The sequence below is a fragment of the Mesorhizobium sp. CNPSo 4688 genome (assembly GCF_057784295.1).
This window is the reverse complement of record NZ_JBWLUY010000033.1, coordinates 20,798-40,217: the sequence shown is the minus strand read 5'-3', so window position 1 is coordinate 40,217 and position 19,420 is coordinate 20,798. Positions and strand designations below refer to the sequence as shown.

The window sequence follows — 19,420 nt, the reverse complement described above, 5'->3', positions numbered from 1 at the left end:
AATAGCTCCGACATTTCCGGGGGTTAGCTGCGGGTGGTCGCCAACACTTGGCTGAGACGACGCTGTGAGCGCCCCAAACCCCCGACTTTTGGTCGTCCGTCTCAGTCGGGCGAATTCCGTAGCCAAGTGTTTGCCAAAGCGATGGTCGAGTGATCAGCGAGATGCTCGCCGGATGGTTAGAACCCGAGGATTGAAGCCTGGTCAGCCCAGGCAAGCGGGAGGTCCGACAAACGGGACAGCCGGTGCGCCGTTAGTTCAACAGGTTGACCACCTGCAACGATGTTGGCCGCAATTTTCGGAGCGAGGAAAGCGAAGGGCAGGAGGCGGCTGACCTCGGATGTATCGGTGCCGTTGAGCATGGCAACGTCGGTGAGGCTTCGGTGGGCTCCGTCGGTAAGTTGACCGAGGTACAAGTGGGCTCGACGCAGCAGGTCGATCAAAGCACCATCGGGTTCTCGGCTGATGTTAGATCCGTCTGTAAGCAAGATCCGCGTTTCGACGCCGCGCCGCTTCATTCCGATTGGGCATTCTATGGAAGTTACCTGGGCGCCCTCGTTTAGTGGCAGTGTCCGGTCGAGAAGCAATTCCGATAGCGAGCGGCGATCCAGTTCGATGGTCAATAACCCAAGCTTGAGGGTGATCCTGCGAACGATCTTTTGGAGCAGAGATCGCTTCGCATCCGTAGTGCCTGAAGCCCAACACGACCGCATCTCGTCAACTCGCCGCATCGCTGCTTGGATTTCGCCAGAGTCTGCCCATTGCCGAATCCAATCAGACAGTTGGGCTTGATCACTGAGAATCCGATTCAGGCGATGCTCAACAACTGATTCAAGTGCGGGTGCCGGAAGACGCCAGCCCTCTGACCCTTTTCGGCGCTCATCGACGAACTGTTTCGAGACATAATATTGGTAGCGAACACCTTGTTTGTTGGCATGAACCGATCGCAATTTCTCGCCCGCTTCATCAAAGAGCAGACCGGTGAGCAGATGAGGTTGCGTGACATTGGAATCGCTTCGCCGCCGCGGCGCCTGTGAGGCAAGAAGTGCCTGGGCCTCTTCGAAAGTGGCCAACGTGACGATCGGCTCGTGCTCTCCATCGTAGACCTGATCCTTGTGCCTGATCTTGCCGATGAAGATCGGGTTCGAAAGAAGGTGATAAAGATTGCCGCGACCAAACGGCATGGTGACGGCAACGGATCCGTCTTTGCGCTGTCGCGATCCTGTCGAGAGTCCTTCGCTCGCAGCCTCGTCAACGAGATCCCGGACCGACTTCAGGGTGAGATAGCGGGCGAACAGGTGCTTGACTGTTTGTGCCTCGGTTTCGTCAATCACTAGCTTACGATTATCAACGCGATAGCCGAGTGGCACCACGCCGCCCATCCACATGCCCTTCTTCTTCGAAGCCTCCCGAATGTCCTGCAAGAGACGCTTCAGGGCAGGGCGCTCCATCGTGCCGCCCGATATGCCACCATCGTCGTAATGATCTGGCACCAGCTTCCAGCCAAGACCGACCTGCGATGCGATGAATGCCGCGCAGGCTTCGCGCTGAGCATCGAGCGAATTGAACTCCTGCTCCAATCCCTCTTCGGTCGACTTGCGCGTGTAGATTGCACAGTTGAGACGAGGGATTGCGGTCATAGGCCAAAGAACCTTGGGCCAGACCAATGTGCGCCGGTAATCCGGCGGCGACAGCCGACAGCGATCCGTACGTCTTGCCGTCAAACACAAAGCCATCATTGATCACCTCAACAACGTGCATCCGACCATTCCACTCCCGCATCAGGCGGGAGCCGGCTTTTGGCGGAAGAGTTCGTGGCGGCGACGTCAATACGATGTCCGATGACGCAGGCGGGACTGATGGAACTCCGTCCTGGCTGTCCGACCCAGTATTGCGCGGTAGGACGGAATCCAAGTTGGTCCGACGCGGGCTGCTTGTCCCGAGTGTTTTCTTGACGGTCGAAGTCAAACCACCCAAGCGCTTGGCCTGGAGATGCCAGGCGGCCGACCGCTCAAGCAACCCACGTTTGACCCCTTTTGGCGGCGGGCAGCCATAGGCCTTTGTCCAGGCTGCTGTGAGTTGATCACGCGTGAGATCGCCGAGCGCGGCGATCTCACGATCCATGTCCTGTCGCTTAAGCATCGAGGTCAACCGACGGTCTTTGCCTCGACAATGCGGTATCGCCGTTGTCCGTCCTTGCCGATTTCGCTCACCACCTCATGTCCAAGCTTCTTCTTGACGGTGCCGGAGAGGAAACCCCGCACCGAATGCGCCTGCCATCCCGTTGTATCCATCAGGGTTTGGATTGTAACGCCTTTGGCCGACTTCAGCTTCTTGAGGACGATGTCGGTTTTGGTAGGCGTTGCGGGCGCTTCGTCCTTTGCCTTCTTGACGATCACTCAGACGGTCACATCAGACTTCTCGCGGAGCTTCCGGGTTGGGGTGCTGTTGTCGACGCTGGACGCCGTCTCGCCCGCATCGGTTTTGTCAGCCTTCGCGGTGGTGTTATTGAGGATAGCCATTTCAGATCTCCATCAGTTAGAAGCTTGGACCATTCCGGCGCTTGTACTGACCGAAGCCCGCTGTCCTGGCGGGCTGGAGATTCTGCTTGGTCTTAATACGCTGCTCTTCTGGTGCGCTGGGAACACCAATGCTTCGTTGCCGTATGAAGTCCAGTCGAATGTCGCTCCCTCGTGGTTATTCGACAGGCTTCCCAACTGCAGCTTTGCGCCTCATGTCAGTCGTTGAGCAGATCCTAGCCGCATCCCAAAAGCGGACGTCCGAGCGAACAGCCGAGGCGGCGCGTTTTGCGCCAATTCCTGACATTGCCAACCAGCTTCGCAAGTTGCCTGGAAAGGTTTGTGCGAGACGATCGCTTGTCAAGGATGCCTACTTTATAGGCGTTGTCGCACTGTCCAGTGGCTAGAGCGAGAAGGGGTTCCATGCTTCCTACGGCTTAGTCTTAGATCGTGAGGATTATTATGGTTGAACCTGCTCTCTCGCCAACGGAAACCGGCGCCCCCACCAATGAGCGGTTTCATCTGATCCAGGCCACGCCTTTGGCCGGCAGTATCGGTGCGGAAGCTCGCGAGCTCATCACATCTGCCGAAGATATCTTCGTCACTGATCAGAGCGGCAGAAAACTGATCGACGGACCGGCAGGCATGTGGTGCATCAACGTGGGACACCGCAACAAAGCCCTGGCCGATACATTGCGCGACCAGGCAATGTCCCTGACCTATTCAACACCGTGGTATACAAGCAACGGTCCTGCGGAGAAGCTTGCGCAAATGCTTGCAGAGCGCGCGCCGGGGGACCTCAACCATGCCTTTTTGACGACTGGCGGTTCATCCGCCGTCGAAACAGCAATACGGCTCGTGCAGTTCTACAACAACGTCCGTGGACTGCCGCAGAAGAAGTTGTTGATCTCACGCCAAGGAAGCTACCATGGTTCGACATACCTGACCGCATCGCTGAACGGCCGCCCGCGCGATCACGACTGGATGGATGGCGCAAGCGATCTCGTTAGAAAGCTGACTTGCCCCAATCCCTTCCACCGACCGGCGGACTTGTCGCTGGAGGCGTTCGAAGATTTCCTCGTCGATGAGTTTCGCGCGCTCATCGAGCGCGAGGGCGCCCAACAGATCGCCGCTCTTGTCGCCGAACCGATCCAGGCGAGCGGCGGAGTGTTGATGTCGCCGCCGAACTATCTGAAGCGCATGCGAGCGCTCTGCGCGGAAAATGACATTCTGTTTATCGCCGACGAGGTCGTCACTGCTTTCGGGCGGCTCGGCCATATCTTCGCATCGCAGGATGTGTTCGGAATCCAGCCGGATATGATCACTTTCGCGAAAGGTGTCACGTCTGGATATTTTCCCCTCGGTGGCGTCATGGTGTCGGGTCGCTTGCTCAGCGAACTTCGCCGCTTGAACCATCCCAAGGCGAACTTCGTGCATGGTCTGACCTATTCCAGCCATCCCATCGGCTGCGCGGTGGCAATCCGCAATATCGAACTGCTGGAAGATGGTCTCCTCGATCACGCGCGTGAAATCGGTCCCTACTTTCAAGAGCAGTTGCGGACGCTCGAGGAACTACCCCTCGTAGGCGAGGTGCGCGGGGCCGGACTGATGGCGGGGATTGAATGTGTTGCCGACGCCAAGACGGAGAATCGTCTTGATCTCGACCTGACCGTCGGTAAGCGCATCGATTTTCATTGCCAGGAGAATGGATTGCTTGTCCGGCCCCTGATCAATATGTGCGTGATGTCGCCGCCGCTGACAATCAGCCGTTCGCAAATCGACATGATGACCGATGCTCTTCGCAAAGGAATTGAAGCCACTGCGGATGACCTGATCCGTGAGGGACTTTGGAGACCGGCATAATCCGGCTGCCTGCCTTCCTTTTAGGCAGTGCGGATGGCTAGACGACAGCCAACCAGCCTGAACAATTTTGAAGCCGGGCCTGAAGCTCCTTTGGGAAGCCCTCAGGCTCTGAAGCGTTGGAAAACCGGATTATCGAGCCAGAAACCAAGCGAGGGCAAAATGAAATTCACAGTCACGTCCACCGCGTTGCTTCTCGGCCTGAGCACCACTGTCGCCCTGGCTGAAGGCAATCTCAACATCTACAATTGGGGCGAGTACACCAGTCCCGAATTGATCGATAAATTCTCAAAAACCTACAACGTCCATGTGACGTTGACGGATTTCGATTCCAACGACACCGCGCTTGCAAAAGTGCGCCAGGGCTCCTCCGGGTTCGACGTCGTGGTTCCGTCGCAAAGCTTCGTCCCCACTTATATTCAAGAGGGGCTGCTTGCCGAGACAAACCCCGGGCAGATGGAAAATGCCAAGAACCTCGAAGAGAGGTGGCGGGATCCCGCCTTCGACCCAGACCGAAAATATTCCGTGCCGTGGCTTTGGTATACGAGTGGCATCAGCGTCAATACGTCGGTCTTCAAGGGCGACATAAATACCTGGAAGGTGATTCTGGATCCGCCGGACGAACTGAAGGGAAAGATCAATATCGTTCCCGAAATGAACGATATCATGTTCGCCGCGATCAAGTTCGAAGGCGGAACATGGTGCACAAGCGACAAGGCTGTGCTCACCAAGGTCCGCGACCGTCTTCTGGAAGCCAAGAAGAGCTGGCTGTCGATCGACTATGCCGGCATACAGAGAATGGCCACCGGAGATGTTTCGGCTTCGCTTGACTGGAGTGGTTCCGCGCTGAAGCGGCGTACTGAAAACCACAGCATCGCTTATGGCCTTCCTCGAGAAGGCTTCACCTATGGCTCTGATAATGTGGTGGTTCTGAAGGATGCTCCAGATTTGGAGAACGCCAAGCTTTTTCAAAACTTCATCATGGCGCCCGAAAACGCGGCATTAAATTCGGTCTATGCCAAATATGGAGCGGCCATCATCGGCGCTGAGAAATACTATACTGACGATATTAGGGGTGCTCCGGAGCTCACCATTCCCGACGATATGAAAGCAAAGGGTGAGCTTCTGACGCTTTGCGACCCGAAGATCACGCAGCTCTACAGTCGTATCTGGCAGGACGTCCAGAAGTAGGTGCTGCTATTATGCCGGTCCGCTGGCGATGCCTGCACTCCGTTCGACGATAGCGCGTTTCCTATCGGCGGCATAACTCCTTGCTGAGTGATTCATTTTGGGGACAATATGAAAGATGAATCTGCGCCGGGCGTAGCCATCCGGTTGAACCAGGTCACCAAGACCTACGGTTCCGGAAACGCCATCGTCACAGCGGTCAAGAGCACGACGCTGGACATCTTCAACAATGAGTTTTTCACGTTGCTCGGGCCTTCGGGTTGCGGAAAAACCACTCTATTACGCCTGATAGGCGGCTTCGAATATCCGACGGCCGGCACCATCCTTCTCGGTGGCGAGGATATTGCGTCGGTACCTCCGTTCCAACGGCCCATCAATACCGTCTTCCAGAACTATGCTCTTTTCCCGCACATGACGGTTGCGCAGAACATCGGCTTTGGGCTGCGGATGCTCAAACGTCCCCGCCACGAAATCGCTGCCCGTGTCGATGAGATGTTGAAACTCGTGCGACTGGAAAATCTGTCCGATCGGCGAACAAGTCAGATATCGGGCGGCCAACAGCAGCGGGTCGCGCTGGCGCGCGCGCTCGCATCCGAGCCGAAGGTCTTGCTTCTCGACGAGTCACTTTCAGCGCTGGACTACAAACTCCGCAAGGAAATGCAGATGGAGCTCAAGTCGCTCCAGGCTGCGACGGGCATCACTTTCATTTTCGTGACGCATGACCAGGAGGAGGCTTTGACGATGTCAGATCGCGTCGCCGTGCTGTCTTCAGGTGAAATAATGCAAGTCGGAACCCCGCACGAAGTCTACATCAAGCCTGCAAATCACTTCGTCGCGAATTTCGTCGGTGAGACGAATTTCCTGCAGGGGAGAGGGCTCAATTCGGATGATCGCGGGGCCGTGATCGATCTTCGGGGGATCGGCGCCGTCGCCATTCCGACGAAGGACAGGGTTGCGCCCGGTCAACTGGTGAACATCGTCGTTCGGCCCGAGCATTTGCGAATTTCTCCGTTGAACCAGGAGCCGGCCGGCCAACTTACCGGGTCCGTGAAAACGGTAAGTTTCTGCGGCGCCGAGACGCAGTACACAGTCGAACTGAGCAGTGGCGCGGCTGTTGTCACGGTCCGCAGGTATAATTCGCCGGAGGAAAATCTCTCCATCGCGATCGGGGACGAGGTCTCGGTGAATTTCACACCGAACTCAGCCCAGATCCTACCCGCTTGAGAGGCGTAGAGATGGCAAGTCTTGAAGCAGTCCGGTCTAAATCAGCAAGCCGAACGCGATGGCTTTTGATCAGTCCCGCGGTTCTGGTCGTCATTATCGGTGCGATCGCACCCCTTCTGGTTATCGTGACGTATTCATTCTTGACCCCTGGTCCGACCGGCGGCGTGAATTTCGCCCCATCTTTCGATGCCTGGACGCGCGTCCTTTTTGACCGCGATGTCTTCGATGACACGCTGACGCTGTCAGGGACGAACCTCGCTATTCTGCTGCGCTCGCTTCTCTTGTCGCTGGCAACCACGGTTCTGTGCCTGCTCGTCGGATTTCCCACCGCCTATTTCATCGCGACCCGCAATCCGCTCAACCGGGAGGTATGGCTTTTGCTCGTCACTGTTCCGTTCTGGACAAATCTCCTGATCCGCACGTTCGCCATACAGGATCTGATCCGGAACGAAGGGATCATAAATACACTTCTGATCAAGGCAGGATTGATCTCCGAACCGATACAAATGCTGTTTACGAATTTCGCGATTTGCCTCGGACTGGTCTACGTCTACCTGCCTCTGATGATCTTGCCTGTCTACGCAAGTCTGGAACGGCAGGACCGAAGCCTGCTCGAGGCGGCGTCCGACCTGTACGCTCGTCCATTTAATGTGCTTCGCGAAATCATCGTACCACTTGCCAGACCCGGCATCATCGCCGGCTCCATTCTTGTGTTCATCCCTGCAATCGGAACCTATGTCACCCCCATCCTGCTCGGTGGCGGCAGAAATCTTATGATTGGCAACTACATCGAATTTCAGTTCGGCCAAGGCCGCGATTGGCCTTTCGGCTCCGCGCTTTCGCTGGCTCTGATGGGCATCGTGATGGTGGCGCTTCTCGTCTACATCCGTCATGGCGACAGCCACGGACACGAACATGGCTAAAGCGTTCCCGGTAACCCACCAGCGTGGCTTCGGCGCTGTCGCCATCACGACGTTCATTTTCCTCTACGCACCATTGGCAGTCGCGCTCGTTTTTGCGTTCAATGCCGGGACCAGTCCTGCGAAATGGGGAGGATTTTCGCTTCGATGGTTTCAAAGCGCCGCAAACAATCAGCAAGTGATCAGCGCTTCTATCCTGTCGCTGAAACTTGCCGCTATATCGGCCACCTTGTCGACAACGTTGGCGACGCTGGCCGCATTGGCCATGAGCCGGACCCCGAGGTTTCGAGGGTGGACATTAGCCTATAGTGCAATTTCTGTTCCGCTGATGGTGCCTGAGATCGTTACTGCCGTCGCGCTGCTGATTGTAACCGCTACATTTCGTGGCTGGACCGGCTATTCTGGTCTCGGATACCTGATCCTGGCGCACACGGCGTTCTGCGTGCCGTTCGCCTATCTCCCGATCCGTGCCCGCCTCCAGACGATGGACATAAGCCTGGAACGTGCTGCCGGTGATCTGTACGCATCGCCGTGGAACGCGTTTCGCTTCGTCACAATGCCTTTGCTTTTCCCAGGCATTCTGGCGGGCTTCATCCTCGCCTTTGTCACGTCGCTGGATGACGTCGTGATCACCGAATTCGTAAAGACGGCCGGCCAGGACACCCTGCCTACTTATATGCTTGGCCAGGTGCGCCGCACGATTACTCCTGAGGTCAATGCGATAGCGGCCGTTTTCTTGCTGATCTCCGTGGCGCTTGTCATGTGCATCTACGTCGTGAACCAGCGAACGAAGATCAATTGAAGTCTCAATTTCTCACATCCCGTCCTGATATCCGCAACGTGGGCAATGCTCTATGAAAACGATTTTCTCGCCGATACAGCTGAAACACCAGGGTCAATTCGAATTTTACAATGGCGCTGTTGTCGAGGGTTACGAGAACACATCGCGCGCAACGTTCATAACAAGCCGGATCGAGGAGGTGCGTCTCGGGCCCGTTCTTAACCCACGGCCGCAGTCCCTGGATACCGCCAAGCGGATTCACTCGCCTGCCTATCTCGAATTCATAGCGTCAGCGTGGCGGCTTTGGCGGGACGCTGGACGGACGGGTACAGCTCTTCCCTACGCTTGGCCGGCGAGAGGCAGGTACAAGGATGTCACGCCAGACTCTATCGACGCCCTACTAGGACAATATTCGATCGATGCCAGCACAGGGTTTGTCGAAGGCACCTGGGAAGCCGTCAAGGCTTCGCATGACACCGCCGTGACCGCGGCAGATTTGATCATTGAGGGCGAACAGGCTTGTTTTGCCCTTTGCCGTCCGCCCGGCCACCACGCCGGAACCGATTTCAATGGCGGCTATTGTTTCGTCAACAATGCTGCCGTCGCCGCGCAGCGCCTGCTGGACGCTGGCGCCGCGCGCGTGACAATTCTGGACATCGACTATCACCACGGCAACGGCACACAAGAGATATTCTACGCGCGCGGTGACATTCAGGTTGTCAGCCTTCACGCCGATCCCCGTAATGATTATCCGTTTTTTGCCGGCTACGCGGATGAACGAGGTTCCGGCAGCGGAGAGGGGTTCAACATCAACATACCGCTTCCGCATGGCACCGACTGGGCGCAATGGGAGGGCGCACTTGACTTCGCGCTTGGCAGCGTCCGGCAGTTTGGCCCTGACGTAGTCGTCATCTCCCATGGCGTTGACACCTTCGAGGGCGATCCGATCAGCCGCTTCCGACTTTCCCACGACCATTTTCCGCTTATCGGCGCCCACCTGGCAGGCCTCGGGACGAAAACCCTGTTCGTTCTGGAAGGCGGCTATGCCGTCGAAGACGTCGGCATCAATGTTGTCGGGGCTCTTTCTGGCTATGAAGATGCCATCCGCCGTTGAGCCACTGGCAAGAACGAACAACAATCTTACTGGAGCAAGCATGCAGTCCGACAACGCATCGAAATTCTATATCGACGGACGATGGGTGATGCCGGGCGGGGCTGGCCGAATGGACGTGATCAATCCCGCGACCGAACATCCGTTCATGCAGATTGCGATCGGCACTATCGAAGATGCCGACTTGGCCGTGCAAGCCGCTTTCGCGGCCTTCCCGGCTTTCTCACAAACAAGCAAGAACGAGAGGCTGGAACTCCTGCGCAATGTCCTACGATGCTACAATGATCGCTATGACGATATCGCGCGGGCCGTCAGCACGGAACTCGGTGCACCCTTGAAATTTGCCCGCGAGGCCCAAGCATGGGCAGGGCAGATTCATTTGGAATCGACAATCGCGGCTCTTGAAGCATTCAGCTTCGACGAGCACCACGCAAGCTCGATGATCACCTGGGAGCCTATCGGCGTTTGCGCGCTCATCACGCCGTGGAATTGGCCACTGAACCAAATCGTCTGCAAAGTCGCGCCGGCTCTTGCGGCGGGCTGTACAGTCGTGCTGAAGCCGTCCGAGTTGGCGCCCCTCAGTGCAATCATCTTCGCGGAAGTGCTTGAGAAAGCCGGAATACCCAAGGGTGTCTTCAACCTCATCAATGGGACAGGACCTGAGGTCGGACAGTATCTAGCAGGTCATCCTCGCGTCGATATGGTGTCCTTCACAGGATCCACGCGCGCGGGCATCATGGTCGCCAAAACTGCCGCTGAAACAGTCAAGCGCGTGGCTCAGGAGTTAGGCGGAAAATCGGCCAATATCGTGCTGGCCGACGCTGACTTGGAGAATGCGGTCGTCAAGGGTGTCGAGGCGTGTTTCAGCAATTCGGGCCAATCTTGCGACGCGCCAACGCGCCTTTTGGTCCCGGCCGATCGCCATGCCGAGGCGCTCGACATCGCGAGGCGGGTCGCGGCCGCCACCCGCGTCGGAGATCCTTCACGTGAAGATACCGATATGGGGCCAGTGATTAGCCAGCAGCAATTCGACAAGATCCAGCGGATGATTGGTCTTGGCATCGAAGAAGGCGCCACCCTGGTTGCAGGCGGACCAGGCAAACCTGAGGGTCTCGATGTTGGCTTCTACGTCAAGCCAACGATCTTCGGTGGCGTTACGCCGGAGATGACGATTGCCCGCGAGGAAATTTTTGGTCCGGTCCTGTCGATTATTCCCTACGATACCGAGGCGGACGCGATACGGATCGCGAACGACTCGATCTACGGTCTGGCCGCCTACGTACAAAGCGGCAACCTGGAAAGAGCAAGAGCGGTCGCACGCAAACTGCAAGCCGGCTCAGTCTACGTCAACTATGCGCCGTGGGATACGCATGCACCGTTCGGCGGTTATAAACAGTCCGGGAATGGCCGCGAATACAGCCACTGGGGAATACGCGACTTTATGGAGGTCAAGGGGATTGTAGGTTGGGGGGCGTGACCATCGTCCCCCCCTCGGCGACAGCTCAAAACCGTCGCGAAAGGACGTCTGAAGCCAGTGAACGCTGAGGATATGGAGCAAGTGCGGTGACGATGCGGGACGCCCTTGGCGATGCTAACCCTTCAGGGTTTGAGAGGGTGTTTCGCCGAAAAGCGACTTGTAGCGCAGCGCAAAGCGGCTCCAGTGAAAGAAGCCCCAATCCATTGCTATGTCAGATACCTTCCGCGGCGAACAACGAGCGTGCAGCAAGTCGCGGCGGGCGCCGTTGAGGCGAAGCATCATCAGGATTCTGTCGAGAGGGATCTGCGTGAAACTTTGGCAGGATGCCCTGAGGTTGAAGGCCGATACACCAAGATCTCGCGACAGCGACTTCACCGAATGGGGCATATCAGGCGCATCGAAAATTCGATCGCGGATCTTTCTATAGATTTTTTCTGTCTGCGCTATGTGCGGCATTTGGCGAACAAGGCTTTTCTGGAAAAGCAGCTCGAAACGATCTGTAATGACGTCCGCGAGCACGTCATCGAAGTCTCCCCACGCGCAGGGATGCGATTGTTGGCGAGCGCCACCGAGCAACGACAGCAGCCAGTCTGCAAGAAAAGCCGCATTCTCTAGCGGCGGTTCGACAAGCTCCGCTATTCTGCTGCGGTCCTCGTCCGCAACAGCATCACGCCTCAGGACGAGCATCAGCAGGTCGCTATCGGCATCCATGAACCCGATGCGATTGGTCCAGTTTAAGGCGAAACCTGAGACGCCGGGCGCTTTTTCGCCGCGGACCAATTCGCTTCGATCGCGTTTAGGGTAGTAATAGAAGATCATGCTGCCTTCAGGCGCCGAGAACATTTGTTCCGTGCCGACACTGATGGTCTCGCGCAAAATCTCCACGCCTGGGAGCAGGATAGCCATGGTTCGACCGTCATAGCCGCCGGTCGAGACCTGTCGGTATTCCTGCCGCCAACCTGGCAAGGACGCTTCCTGCTCCGTTGCGTCATGGAAGGTGGTCTCAAAATACACGCCGCGCGCACCTCCTGCACTACTCTGAAGAATTTAGCGCCGAACCCTCGGTTGAAGAAATTTCAGGACAAGACATCACTCGTTCGCCTGTGCGGCTATCCTAGCGCGGGACGTCGCTCGTCGCTACCGTACCACGCTCCGATTTCAGCCTCATAGGCAAGGGCGATACTCAATACCTCCTGATCGCAATATGTCTTGCCGACTATCTGAATTCCAGTGGGGACTCCATTTGGAGCGCGCCCGGAAGGCATGTTGACGACCGGACAGCGGCTGAGCGTGTTGAAAGGGTGAGTCATCAACCAGCCCAACATCGGCTCGACATCCTGCCCGTTGATCTGAAGTCCATTTGCCGGATCAAAGTCCGCACTGACGGCTGGTATTGCCAGCGATGGGCAAATGAAGGCGTCAAACGTCTCCATCATCGGGCCGAACGTCTGATACATTTCGCCGGCCACCTCAAGCGATCTGAGGTACTCGCGCATTCCCTTCGCACGAGCACTTTCGGCGAAGGTGCGCGTATAGCCGCATAAATCGTCGCCATGCGTGTCAAGGTATTGCGCTACCCATGTCCCAAAGATTGACGCAAGATAATCTCGCGCAGCTTCCTCGGCGCGCTGGGTCCAGCCGAGATCGACCTCGATCACCTCGGCGCCCATATCTCTAAAACGGCCGATCGCTTCGATGGTATTCTTCCGCACATCCTCGCTGACTTGTTTGAAACCGAGATCGATGGAGTAGGCGATTCGCTTCGATTTCATGTCTGCGGGTTTGGGCTCTACTTCGATTTTCGGCCGAAGCGAGGCTACGTCGAGAGGGTGGGGACCGCTCATGATGTTTTGCATCAGGATGCAGTCGCCAACGCTACGAGCAAGCGGGCCGGGGTGGTTATAGAAATCGAAGCTAAAGGGAGCGAGATCGGCATTTCGCCCATATGGCGGCTTGTAGCCAACCAATCCGCACGCTGACGCGGGAATGCGAATGGACCCGCCGATGTCTGAACCGGAGGCGAGCGTCGTGAATCCGGCGGCCAGCGCCGCTGCGGAACCGCCGGAAGAACCGCCGGTGGTGAATTCGCGGTTCCACGGATTGCGTGTGACGCCCCACAGGCGCGAATGGGTGAAGCCGGCGCAAGAAAATTCAGGCGTTGTGGTTCGGCCCATGACGACCGCCCCGGCATCGATCAGATGCTCGTTCACCGGCGATGTCACCGAGGCGACCTCATTTTGAAAGATCAGCGAACCGAATGTCGTGATCTTGCCTGCAATCAAGCTCTCATCCTTGATGGCCACGGGAATGCCCTCAAGTGGCCGCACGTTCGTACCGCTGCTGTATCGGCGTTCAGCCTCTTTTGCCGCGGCGATCGCATCGTCGGCATACAGAAATGAAAATGCGTTGATGTCGGAGCCGACTGCCGCGATGCGCTCCAAATGCGCGTTAAGAAGCTCGACGGGTGACAAGGTTTTCTTTCGAAAGGCCGCGAGCGCTTCAGTGGCGGATAAGTAGCAGAGGTCCAAATGGCTCAAGCTTGTGCTCCGATGAATAACCGCTAGTCAGCTGCCGACTGCGTTGGGCAGGCTGACCTGAGATGGTATTATCATCGGATCGTTGACCTCTATCCTTCCCGTTTCGGGTCAGTGCCCACGTATTGGGCATTTTGTATCGTCTCGGAGTCCATCGCGTCGGATGGCCCTCGCCGTTGGCGGGGGGCCACCACCTGATGCGGCTGCTGAAGCTGATGGTCATCGCCGCGAGCGCTGCCTCATGGACGTTCAGCTTGCGTGCTTGTTGGCGTTTTCCGACTTCTGTACGGCGGACAGCAGCCATTCGACAAACAACGGGGCATCTGGATGGCGGCTGCTGCCTGCTGGTTGGATCAGATGAAACGCTTCATCGATAGGCACCGCGAGAGAAAACGGCGCTATCAATCGGCCGGAGGCCAGGGCATGTCCGGCAAGGGAACTGCGGCCCAGTGCTACGCCTGCACAGTCCGCCGCCAACTCAAACGCCGTCAATGACGAGTCGAGATGCAACCCTGAACCGGCATCGACTTGCTGGGCTCCAGCCGCCTTTAGCCAGATGCCCCAGCCTTCATGATAGCCCAGCACGTGCAACAGGCGATGATGACGCAGGTCCTGCGGACTGTTCAGAGGATTGCGGCCAGGCAAGTCGGGTGCGCAAAGGGGCGTGATGGTTTCCCACGTCAGGCGATGGCTGTTGAACCCAGGCCGGTGTCCGGTGCCGTATTGGATGTCGAGATCGAAGTCCTGCGCGTCAAAGGCGTCATTCCAGACGCTCGACAGCAAGCGGATGTTCTTGCCCGGATAACGTTCGAGATATTCGGGCAAGCGCTGAGCCAGCCAATTGACCGCGAAGGAAATGGCGCATCGCACAGTCAGCGAGCTAGTCCGGCGCTGGCCAAACACCTCACGCGTACCGATAGCCAGCCGTTCCATCGCATCCTGCACCTTGGGCAGATAGGCGGCGCCAGACTTGGTGAGCTCCAGGCCGCGCGGGCGGCGGATGAACAGCACATGGTGCAGATAGTGCTCCAACGATTTCACATGTTTGGACACCGCGGCTTGCGTGATGTGCAATTCGGAGGCGGCATGGGTGAAACTGAGCGTACGGGCCGAAGCCTCGAATGCGCGTAGCCATGTCAGAGGCGGGAGGTAACGGTTCATAGCGCGCTCCAAAACACAGCCATAACTTTTTGTATAGGCATGCCCCCCTAATACGTCCTTTGACGAAACCCCGCCAGCCGGATCATTGGTTGTCGACCATAGGGGGAGGGGCCGATGTTTTCAGTTTTCCCAACGGCGCGATTGCGGCCGTCACCGTTTTACGCCTCGGCCGTCGCCGAAGGTATGACCGCGGCCAGCATCTATAACCGGATGATCATGCCCACGTCTTATGGTGATCCCGAGGCGGAATACTGGCGACTGATCAACGGCGTCTCTCAATGGGATGTCGGCGTGGAGCGCCAGGTGCAACTGAAAGGGCCGGATGCGGGCCGCCTGGCGCAGATCCTGTCACCGCGCGATCTGTCCAACTGCAAAGTCGGTCAGGGCAAATATGTGCCGCTATGCAACCATAGAGGCACGATCATCAATGATCCGATTCTGCTGAAGCTGGCGGATGACCTTTATTGGCTATCGATTGCCGATAGCGACATCTGGTTTTGGGCCAGCGCCATTGCTGCCGAACGTGGCCTGACCGTCGAGGTCAGCGAGCCTGACGTCTCCCCCATGGCGCTGCAAGGGCCGAAAGCCGAGGATGTCGTGGCCCATGTATTGGGGGATTGGGTTCGACAGCTGAAGTATTTCTGGTTCAAGGAAACCGAAATTGAAGGCATTCCGGTGGCCGTTCAGCGGTCTGGCTGGTCCAAGCAAGGTGGGTTCGAGATCTATCTGAAAGACGGGACTCGGGGCACTCAGCTTTGGAATATCTTCAAGGAGGGGGGCCAGCCCTGGGGCATCGGCCCAGGCGCTCCTGCCACGGCAGAACGCACCGAAAGCGGGCTTGTGTCGGTCGGTGGTGATACCGACGAGGCGACCAATCCGTTCGAGGTGCGTCTGGGCAAGTACGTTGATCTTGATGTCGCTGATGACGTCGTGGGCATCCAGGCGCTGCGCCGGATCAAGGCGGAGGGTGTGAAACGCCATCAACTCGGTCTGGTGCTTGAAGGCGATGCCCCTGCTCCCCTGGGCTTCCGCTGCCAAGACATCATCCGCAATGGCCAGCGCATCGGCATGATGACCAATTGCGTCTGGTCGCCGCGTCTGAAAGCCAACATCGGCTATGCGCTGATCGACGCAGGCGTGCCTGCAGGCGAAACAGTGCAGGTGATGCGCGATCAGGGGCCGGTTTCTGCCAACCTCGTAGAGTTGCCTTTTCTGTAACGCTGGGACCTTGGCCATAGGATCAGAGCATGAGACAGCACTACGACGCCGCCCGCCGCGATGACGCCAATTACGTGGCCCTGTCTCCGCTGTCCTTCCTGAAAAGGGCCGAGTTGGTCTACTCCGGGCGCACTGCGGTGACTTATGGCGACATAAGGCGCACATGGGCACAGACTGGCGCTCGCTGCCGTTCGGTCGCGGCGGGGCTGGCGGCTTTGGGCGTGGGGCCGGGGGACACAGTTTCGGTGCTGTCGCCAAACATTCCTGAGCTCTTCGAACTGCACTATGCCGTACCCTTGCTGGGCGCCGTGCTGAATACGATCAACACCCGCCTGAAGCCGGAAACCGTCGCCTATATCCTGGCGCATTCGGACTCGACGCTGGTGATTGCCGATACGGCCTTCGCACCCGTGCTGCGAGAAGCCTTTCGATTGAACGGCAACACGCTCCCGGTTGTCGATGTCGTCGATGCGCAGATGCAGGCTTCTGCTGGGTTCGGCGAACGCAGCTATGAGGATCTGGCGGCTCATCCTCCCATGGGTTGGGAACTGCCCAAGGATGAGTGGCAGGCGCTGGCGCTGAACTATACTTCCGGCACTTCGGGGTGGCCGAAGGGCGTGATTTATCACCATCGCGGCGCCTATCTGATGGCGATGGGGACGATTGCCGCATGGGCCTTGCCGCAGCACCCGACCTATCTGTCGGTCGTGCCCATGTTCCACTGCAACGGCTGGACCCATCCCTGGTCGATGGCGATCGTCGGAGCCAACATGGTTTTCACCCGCGATGCGTCGCCCGGCAAACTGCTGGAGGCCATGGCGGCGCATCGCGTCACCCATATGGGAGCTGCGCCAATCGTGCTGCAAATGCTCTGCGACGGCCGCGATGCTTCCGCGCAACCCTTCAATCCCCAGATCAGGGTCATGACCGCTGGTGCACCGCCCCCGCCCGCGGTTCTTGAAAAGGCCGCGCAGATGGGTCTCGATGTGATGCAAGTGTACGGTCTGACCGAAACCTACGGTCATATTTCCCAATGTCTTTGGCAGGACGAATGGGAAGCCCTGTCCGTTTCTGCAAGAGCTGAAAAACAGGCGATGCAGGGCGTCGCCTTTCCGATGGTCGAGGACATCCGCGTCGTCGACCGCGACACCGGCACGGATGTACCGCGCGATGGGCTGACACAAGGTGAGATCGCCATTCGCGGCAATACGGTGATGAAGGGATATTACAAGGACGCGACCTCCACCGCGGCGGCCTTTGAGTCTGGCTGGTTCTGGTCCGGTGATGCCGCGGTGGTCCATCCTGACGGGTATATTCAGATCCGGGACCGGCTGAAGGATGTGATCATCTCAGGCGGGGAAAACATCTCGTCCGTCGAGGTCGAGTCCGTTCTATACCGACACCCTGCGATCAGCGTTGCGGCCGTGGTGGCCCGCCCGCATCCGAAATGGGGCGAGAGCCCATGCGCCTTTGTCGAACTGCGCGAGGGCGCGAGCGCGACCGAAGCGGAAATCATTGCCTTTTGTCGTGCCCATATCGCCCATTTCAAAGCACCGAAAACCGTGGTGTTCGGCCCTTTGCCAAAAACCGCGACAGGCAAGATTCAGAAGTTCATTCTGCGGGCGGCAGCCCGTGACCTGGGGTCCCAGGCATGACATTCGAAGCACCGGTCAAGGACCTGATGTTCAATATCGCCCACATTGCGCCATGGTCGGGCGATGCGGTGAATGATCTCGAGACGGCCTCAGCCGTCCTTGAAGAGTTCGGCCGCTTTTGTGCCGAGGAAATCGAGCCGCTCAATGCAGTGGGCGACCGCATCGGCTCGCATTATGACAGAGGTCGTGTCCAAACGCCGCCCGGCTTCCGTGAGGCCTATGCCAAGTTTGTGGACATGGGCTGGCAAGGGCTGCGTCACTCGTCGGAATTCGGCGGGCATGATATGCCCCGCTCTGTCGCCGCTGCCGCTACCGAAATCATCAACGCGGCCAATATGAGTTTCGCGCTATGCCCCCTGTTGACCGATGGCGCGATCGAGGCGCTTCTCCGTTTCGGGTCGCCTGAAATCCAACAGACCTATCTGCACAAGCTGGTTTCCGGCAGATGGACCGGCACGATGAATCTGACCGAGCCGCAGGCGGGCAGCGATCTGGCCCTGATACGGACAAGGGCCGAACGCCAGGCGAATGGCACCTATCAGATCTCCGGAACAAAAATCTTCATCACCTATGGCGAGCATGATCTGGCCGAGAATATCATCCACCTCGTCCTTGCTCGAACGCCTGGCGCGCCCGACGGCGTCAAGGGCATCAGCCTGTTTCTGGTGCCGAAACTGCTGGTGGGCGAAAGCGGCGAACCCGGCGCGCAAAATTCACTCCGCTGTCAAAGCATCGAACACAAGCTCGGCGTCAGGGCGAGCCCGACGTGCATGCTCGAATTCGAAGGCGCCACCGGCTTTCTGATTGGCCGCGAAAACGCCGGACTGGAAATTATGTTCGCGATGATGAACGCGGCCCGCTTCGCCGTAGGCGTTCAAGGGGTTGCGATAGCTGAGCTAGCCTATCAGATGGCCCTGTCCTACGCAAAGACCCGTGTACAGGGCCGTCCGGTCGATGGCAGCGCTTTCGAGGCAGTTCCCATCGTCCGTCACCCGGATGTCCGCCGCATGCTGGCGCATATGCGCGCCACGACCGAAGGCGGCCGCGCCCTTGCCGCCGCTGCTGCAGGATGGCAGGACCGTGCGCAGTTTGCCAAGACGCCGGAACTGAGAGAGGAGGCCTTGGCGATAGCCGAATTTCTTGTGCCGCTGGTCAAGGGCTTCTGCACCGAGATGAGCCTGCAGGTCGCATCAAGCGGTGTGCAGATTTATGGTGGCATGGGATTCATCGAAGAAACTGGCGTTGCCCAGCACTACCGCGATGCACGAATCTTGCCGATCTACGAAGGTACAACGGCCATCCAGGCCAATGATCTGCTGGGCCGCAAGACGCTTCGGGACGGTGGATCAACCGCGAGACGCCTCGCTGCATTGATAGCTCAAACAGAAAATGCCCTACGGCAAGGCTCGCCCGTGGCGCAGGAGATCGCCGCGCAGTTGTCCTGCGCGCGCGAAGCATTTGAGTCCGTCGTTGCCCATCTGGTTGCGGTCAAGCCAACGGAGTTGAACGCCGCTTATGCCGGCGCCGTGCCCTATCTGATGCTGGCTGGCAATCTTGTCGCGGGCTGGCAACTGGCACGCTCGGTCCTTGTCGCCGAAGCGGGACTGAAGGACGGTGGAGATCCCGAGTTCATGGCTGCCAAAATCGCCACGGCCCGGTTCTACGCCCAACACATTCTCAGGGAGGCCGACCTTCAGCGAGCCCGCGTCATGGACGGCGCCGCAAGCCTGTTGGACATCGGATTCTGAGTCGAACCATCACCCATCTTCACCTCG

16 protein-coding genes and 1 pseudogene are annotated in these 19,420 nt (G+C 58.1%); 10 read left to right on the top strand and 7 right to left on the bottom strand.

All coding sequences use genetic code 11. The features are described 5' to 3' along the window. Window positions 1–176: 176 nt before the first annotated feature. From AC04SH_RS32485 to AC04SH_RS32470, 4 genes and pseudogenes are all read right to left on the bottom strand, one after another. Complete coding sequence (locus tag AC04SH_RS32485) at window positions 177–1,637, bottom strand: recombinase family protein (RefSeq protein WP_488577851.1); 1,461 nt, start codon at window positions 1,635–1,637, stop codon at window positions 177–179. A gap of 103 nt (window positions 1,638–1,740) precedes the next feature. Then, window positions 1,741–2,121: pseudogene (locus tag AC04SH_RS32480) on the bottom strand (DUF2924 domain-containing protein); the annotation flags it as partial. Between the two features lie 23 nt (window positions 2,122–2,144). Continuing rightward, on the bottom strand, window positions 2,145–2,396 hold the full coding sequence (locus AC04SH_RS32475; protein WP_488577850.1) for a DUF3489 domain-containing protein: 252 nt from the start codon (window positions 2,394–2,396) through the stop codon (window positions 2,145–2,147). Further along, window positions 2,397–2,519: a hypothetical protein gene (locus AC04SH_RS32470; RefSeq protein ID WP_488577849.1), complete on the bottom strand. Its 123-nt coding sequence runs from the start codon at window positions 2,517–2,519 to the stop codon at window positions 2,397–2,399. Window positions 2,520–2,978: 459 nt separating this feature from the next. Between AC04SH_RS32470 and AC04SH_RS32465 the strand changes: the two genes are divergently transcribed. From AC04SH_RS32465 to AC04SH_RS32435, 7 genes are all read left to right on the top strand, one after another. Next, a complete protein-coding gene (locus tag AC04SH_RS32465; RefSeq protein ID WP_488577848.1) occupies window positions 2,979–4,379 on the top strand; it encodes an aminotransferase in 1,401 nt (466 codons plus the stop codon). A gap of 159 nt (window positions 4,380–4,538) precedes the next feature. Then, window positions 4,539–5,567 (top strand): ABC transporter substrate-binding protein, encoded by a 1,029-nt coding sequence (locus AC04SH_RS32460; RefSeq protein WP_488577853.1) that lies wholly within the window; start codon window positions 4,539–4,541, stop codon window positions 5,565–5,567. A 108-nt stretch (window positions 5,568–5,675) separates the two neighbouring features. Continuing rightward, window positions 5,676–6,788: an ABC transporter ATP-binding protein gene (locus tag AC04SH_RS32455; protein WP_488577847.1), complete on the top strand. Its 1,113-nt coding sequence runs from the start codon at window positions 5,676–5,678 to the stop codon at window positions 6,786–6,788. 11 nt (window positions 6,789–6,799) lie between these two features. Then, window positions 6,800–7,711: an ABC transporter permease gene (locus AC04SH_RS32450; protein ID WP_488577846.1), complete on the top strand. Its 912-nt coding sequence runs from the start codon at window positions 6,800–6,802 to the stop codon at window positions 7,709–7,711. Further along, a complete protein-coding gene (locus AC04SH_RS32445) occupies window positions 7,704–8,510 on the top strand; it encodes an ABC transporter permease (RefSeq protein WP_488577845.1) in 807 nt (268 codons plus the stop codon). The genes AC04SH_RS32450 and AC04SH_RS32445 overlap by 8 nt, the downstream gene beginning before the upstream one ends. A gap of 52 nt (window positions 8,511–8,562) precedes the next feature. Next, complete coding sequence (locus tag AC04SH_RS32440) at window positions 8,563–9,603, top strand: histone deacetylase family protein (protein ID WP_488577844.1); 1,041 nt, start codon at window positions 8,563–8,565, stop codon at window positions 9,601–9,603. 40 nt (window positions 9,604–9,643) lie between these two features. Further along, a complete protein-coding gene (locus AC04SH_RS32435) occupies window positions 9,644–11,077 on the top strand; it encodes an aldehyde dehydrogenase family protein (protein WP_488577843.1) in 1,434 nt (477 codons plus the stop codon). A gap of 114 nt (window positions 11,078–11,191) precedes the next feature. Here the strand turns inward: AC04SH_RS32435 and AC04SH_RS32430 are convergent, their stop codons facing one another. The 3 genes from AC04SH_RS32430 to AC04SH_RS32420 all read right to left on the bottom strand — a co-directional run bounded on the left by AC04SH_RS32430 (window position 11,192) and on the right by AC04SH_RS32420 (window position 14,772). After that, window positions 11,192–12,091, bottom strand: a complete 900-nt coding sequence (locus AC04SH_RS32430; protein ID WP_488577842.1) for a helix-turn-helix domain-containing protein — start codon at window positions 12,089–12,091, stop codon at window positions 11,192–11,194. Window positions 12,092–12,186: 95 nt separating this feature from the next. Next, window positions 12,187–13,614, bottom strand: a complete 1,428-nt coding sequence (locus tag AC04SH_RS32425) for an amidase (protein ID WP_488577841.1) — start codon at window positions 13,612–13,614, stop codon at window positions 12,187–12,189. Window positions 13,615–13,860: 246 nt separating this feature from the next. Continuing rightward, entirely contained in the window at window positions 13,861–14,772 is a 912-nt protein-coding gene (locus AC04SH_RS32420; RefSeq protein WP_488577840.1) for a LysR substrate-binding domain-containing protein, read from the bottom strand. Between the two features lie 114 nt (window positions 14,773–14,886). Here AC04SH_RS32420 and AC04SH_RS32415 point away from each other — a divergent pair, with 114 nt between their 5' ends. Genes AC04SH_RS32415 through AC04SH_RS32405 form a run of 3 tightly spaced genes read left to right on the top strand, consistent with a single transcriptional unit; the run spans window position 14,887 to window position 19,393 of the window. Then, a complete protein-coding gene (locus AC04SH_RS32415; protein WP_488577839.1) occupies window positions 14,887–15,990 on the top strand; it encodes a glycine cleavage T C-terminal barrel domain-containing protein in 1,104 nt (367 codons plus the stop codon). 29 nt (window positions 15,991–16,019) lie between these two features. Then, entirely contained in the window at window positions 16,020–17,645 is a 1,626-nt protein-coding gene (locus AC04SH_RS32410) for an acyl-CoA synthetase (protein WP_488577838.1), read from the top strand. A 26-nt stretch (window positions 17,646–17,671) separates the two neighbouring features. Then, window positions 17,672–19,393 carry an acyl-CoA dehydrogenase family protein gene (locus AC04SH_RS32405; protein WP_488577837.1) on the top strand — a complete coding sequence of 574 codons (1,722 nt, stop codon included), beginning with the start codon at window positions 17,672–17,674 and terminating at the stop codon, window positions 19,391–19,393. The last annotated feature ends 27 nt before the right edge of the window (window positions 19,394–19,420 follow it).

What these genes read in the sequence shown, in the direction of transcription:
- AC04SH_RS32445 (WP_488577845.1), top strand. Translation starts at nt 7,704, where the DNA reads ATGGCTAAAGCGTTCCCGGTAACCCACCAGCGTGGCTTCGGCGCTGTC.
- AC04SH_RS32415 (WP_488577839.1), top strand. Translation starts at nt 14,887, where the DNA reads ATGTTTTCAGTTTTCCCAACGGCGCGATTGCGGCCGTCACCGTTTTAC.
- AC04SH_RS32405 (WP_488577837.1), top strand. Translation starts at nt 17,672, where the DNA reads ATGTTCAATATCGCCCACATTGCGCCATGGTCGGGCGATGCGGTGAAT.
- AC04SH_RS32420 (WP_488577840.1), bottom strand. Translation starts at nt 14,772, where the DNA reads ATGAACCGTTACCTCCCGCCTCTGACATGGCTACGCGCATTCGAGGCT.
- AC04SH_RS32410 (WP_488577838.1), top strand. Translation starts at nt 16,020, where the DNA reads ATGAGACAGCACTACGACGCCGCCCGCCGCGATGACGCCAATTACGTG.
- AC04SH_RS32485 (WP_488577851.1), bottom strand. Translation starts at nt 1,637, where the DNA reads ATGACCGCAATCCCTCGTCTCAACTGTGCAATCTACACGCGCAAGTCG.
- AC04SH_RS32440 (WP_488577844.1), top strand. Translation starts at nt 8,563, where the DNA reads ATGAAAACGATTTTCTCGCCGATACAGCTGAAACACCAGGGTCAATTC.
- AC04SH_RS32450 (WP_488577846.1), top strand. Translation starts at nt 6,800, where the DNA reads ATGGCAAGTCTTGAAGCAGTCCGGTCTAAATCAGCAAGCCGAACGCGA.
- AC04SH_RS32470 (WP_488577849.1), bottom strand. Translation starts at nt 2,519, where the DNA reads ATGGCTATCCTCAATAACACCACCGCGAAGGCTGACAAAACCGATGCG.
- AC04SH_RS32455 (WP_488577847.1), top strand. Translation starts at nt 5,676, where the DNA reads ATGAAAGATGAATCTGCGCCGGGCGTAGCCATCCGGTTGAACCAGGTC.
- AC04SH_RS32465 (WP_488577848.1), top strand. Translation starts at nt 2,979, where the DNA reads ATGGTTGAACCTGCTCTCTCGCCAACGGAAACCGGCGCCCCCACCAAT.
- AC04SH_RS32435 (WP_488577843.1), top strand. Translation starts at nt 9,644, where the DNA reads ATGCAGTCCGACAACGCATCGAAATTCTATATCGACGGACGATGGGTG.
- AC04SH_RS32460 (WP_488577853.1), top strand. Translation starts at nt 4,539, where the DNA reads ATGAAATTCACAGTCACGTCCACCGCGTTGCTTCTCGGCCTGAGCACC.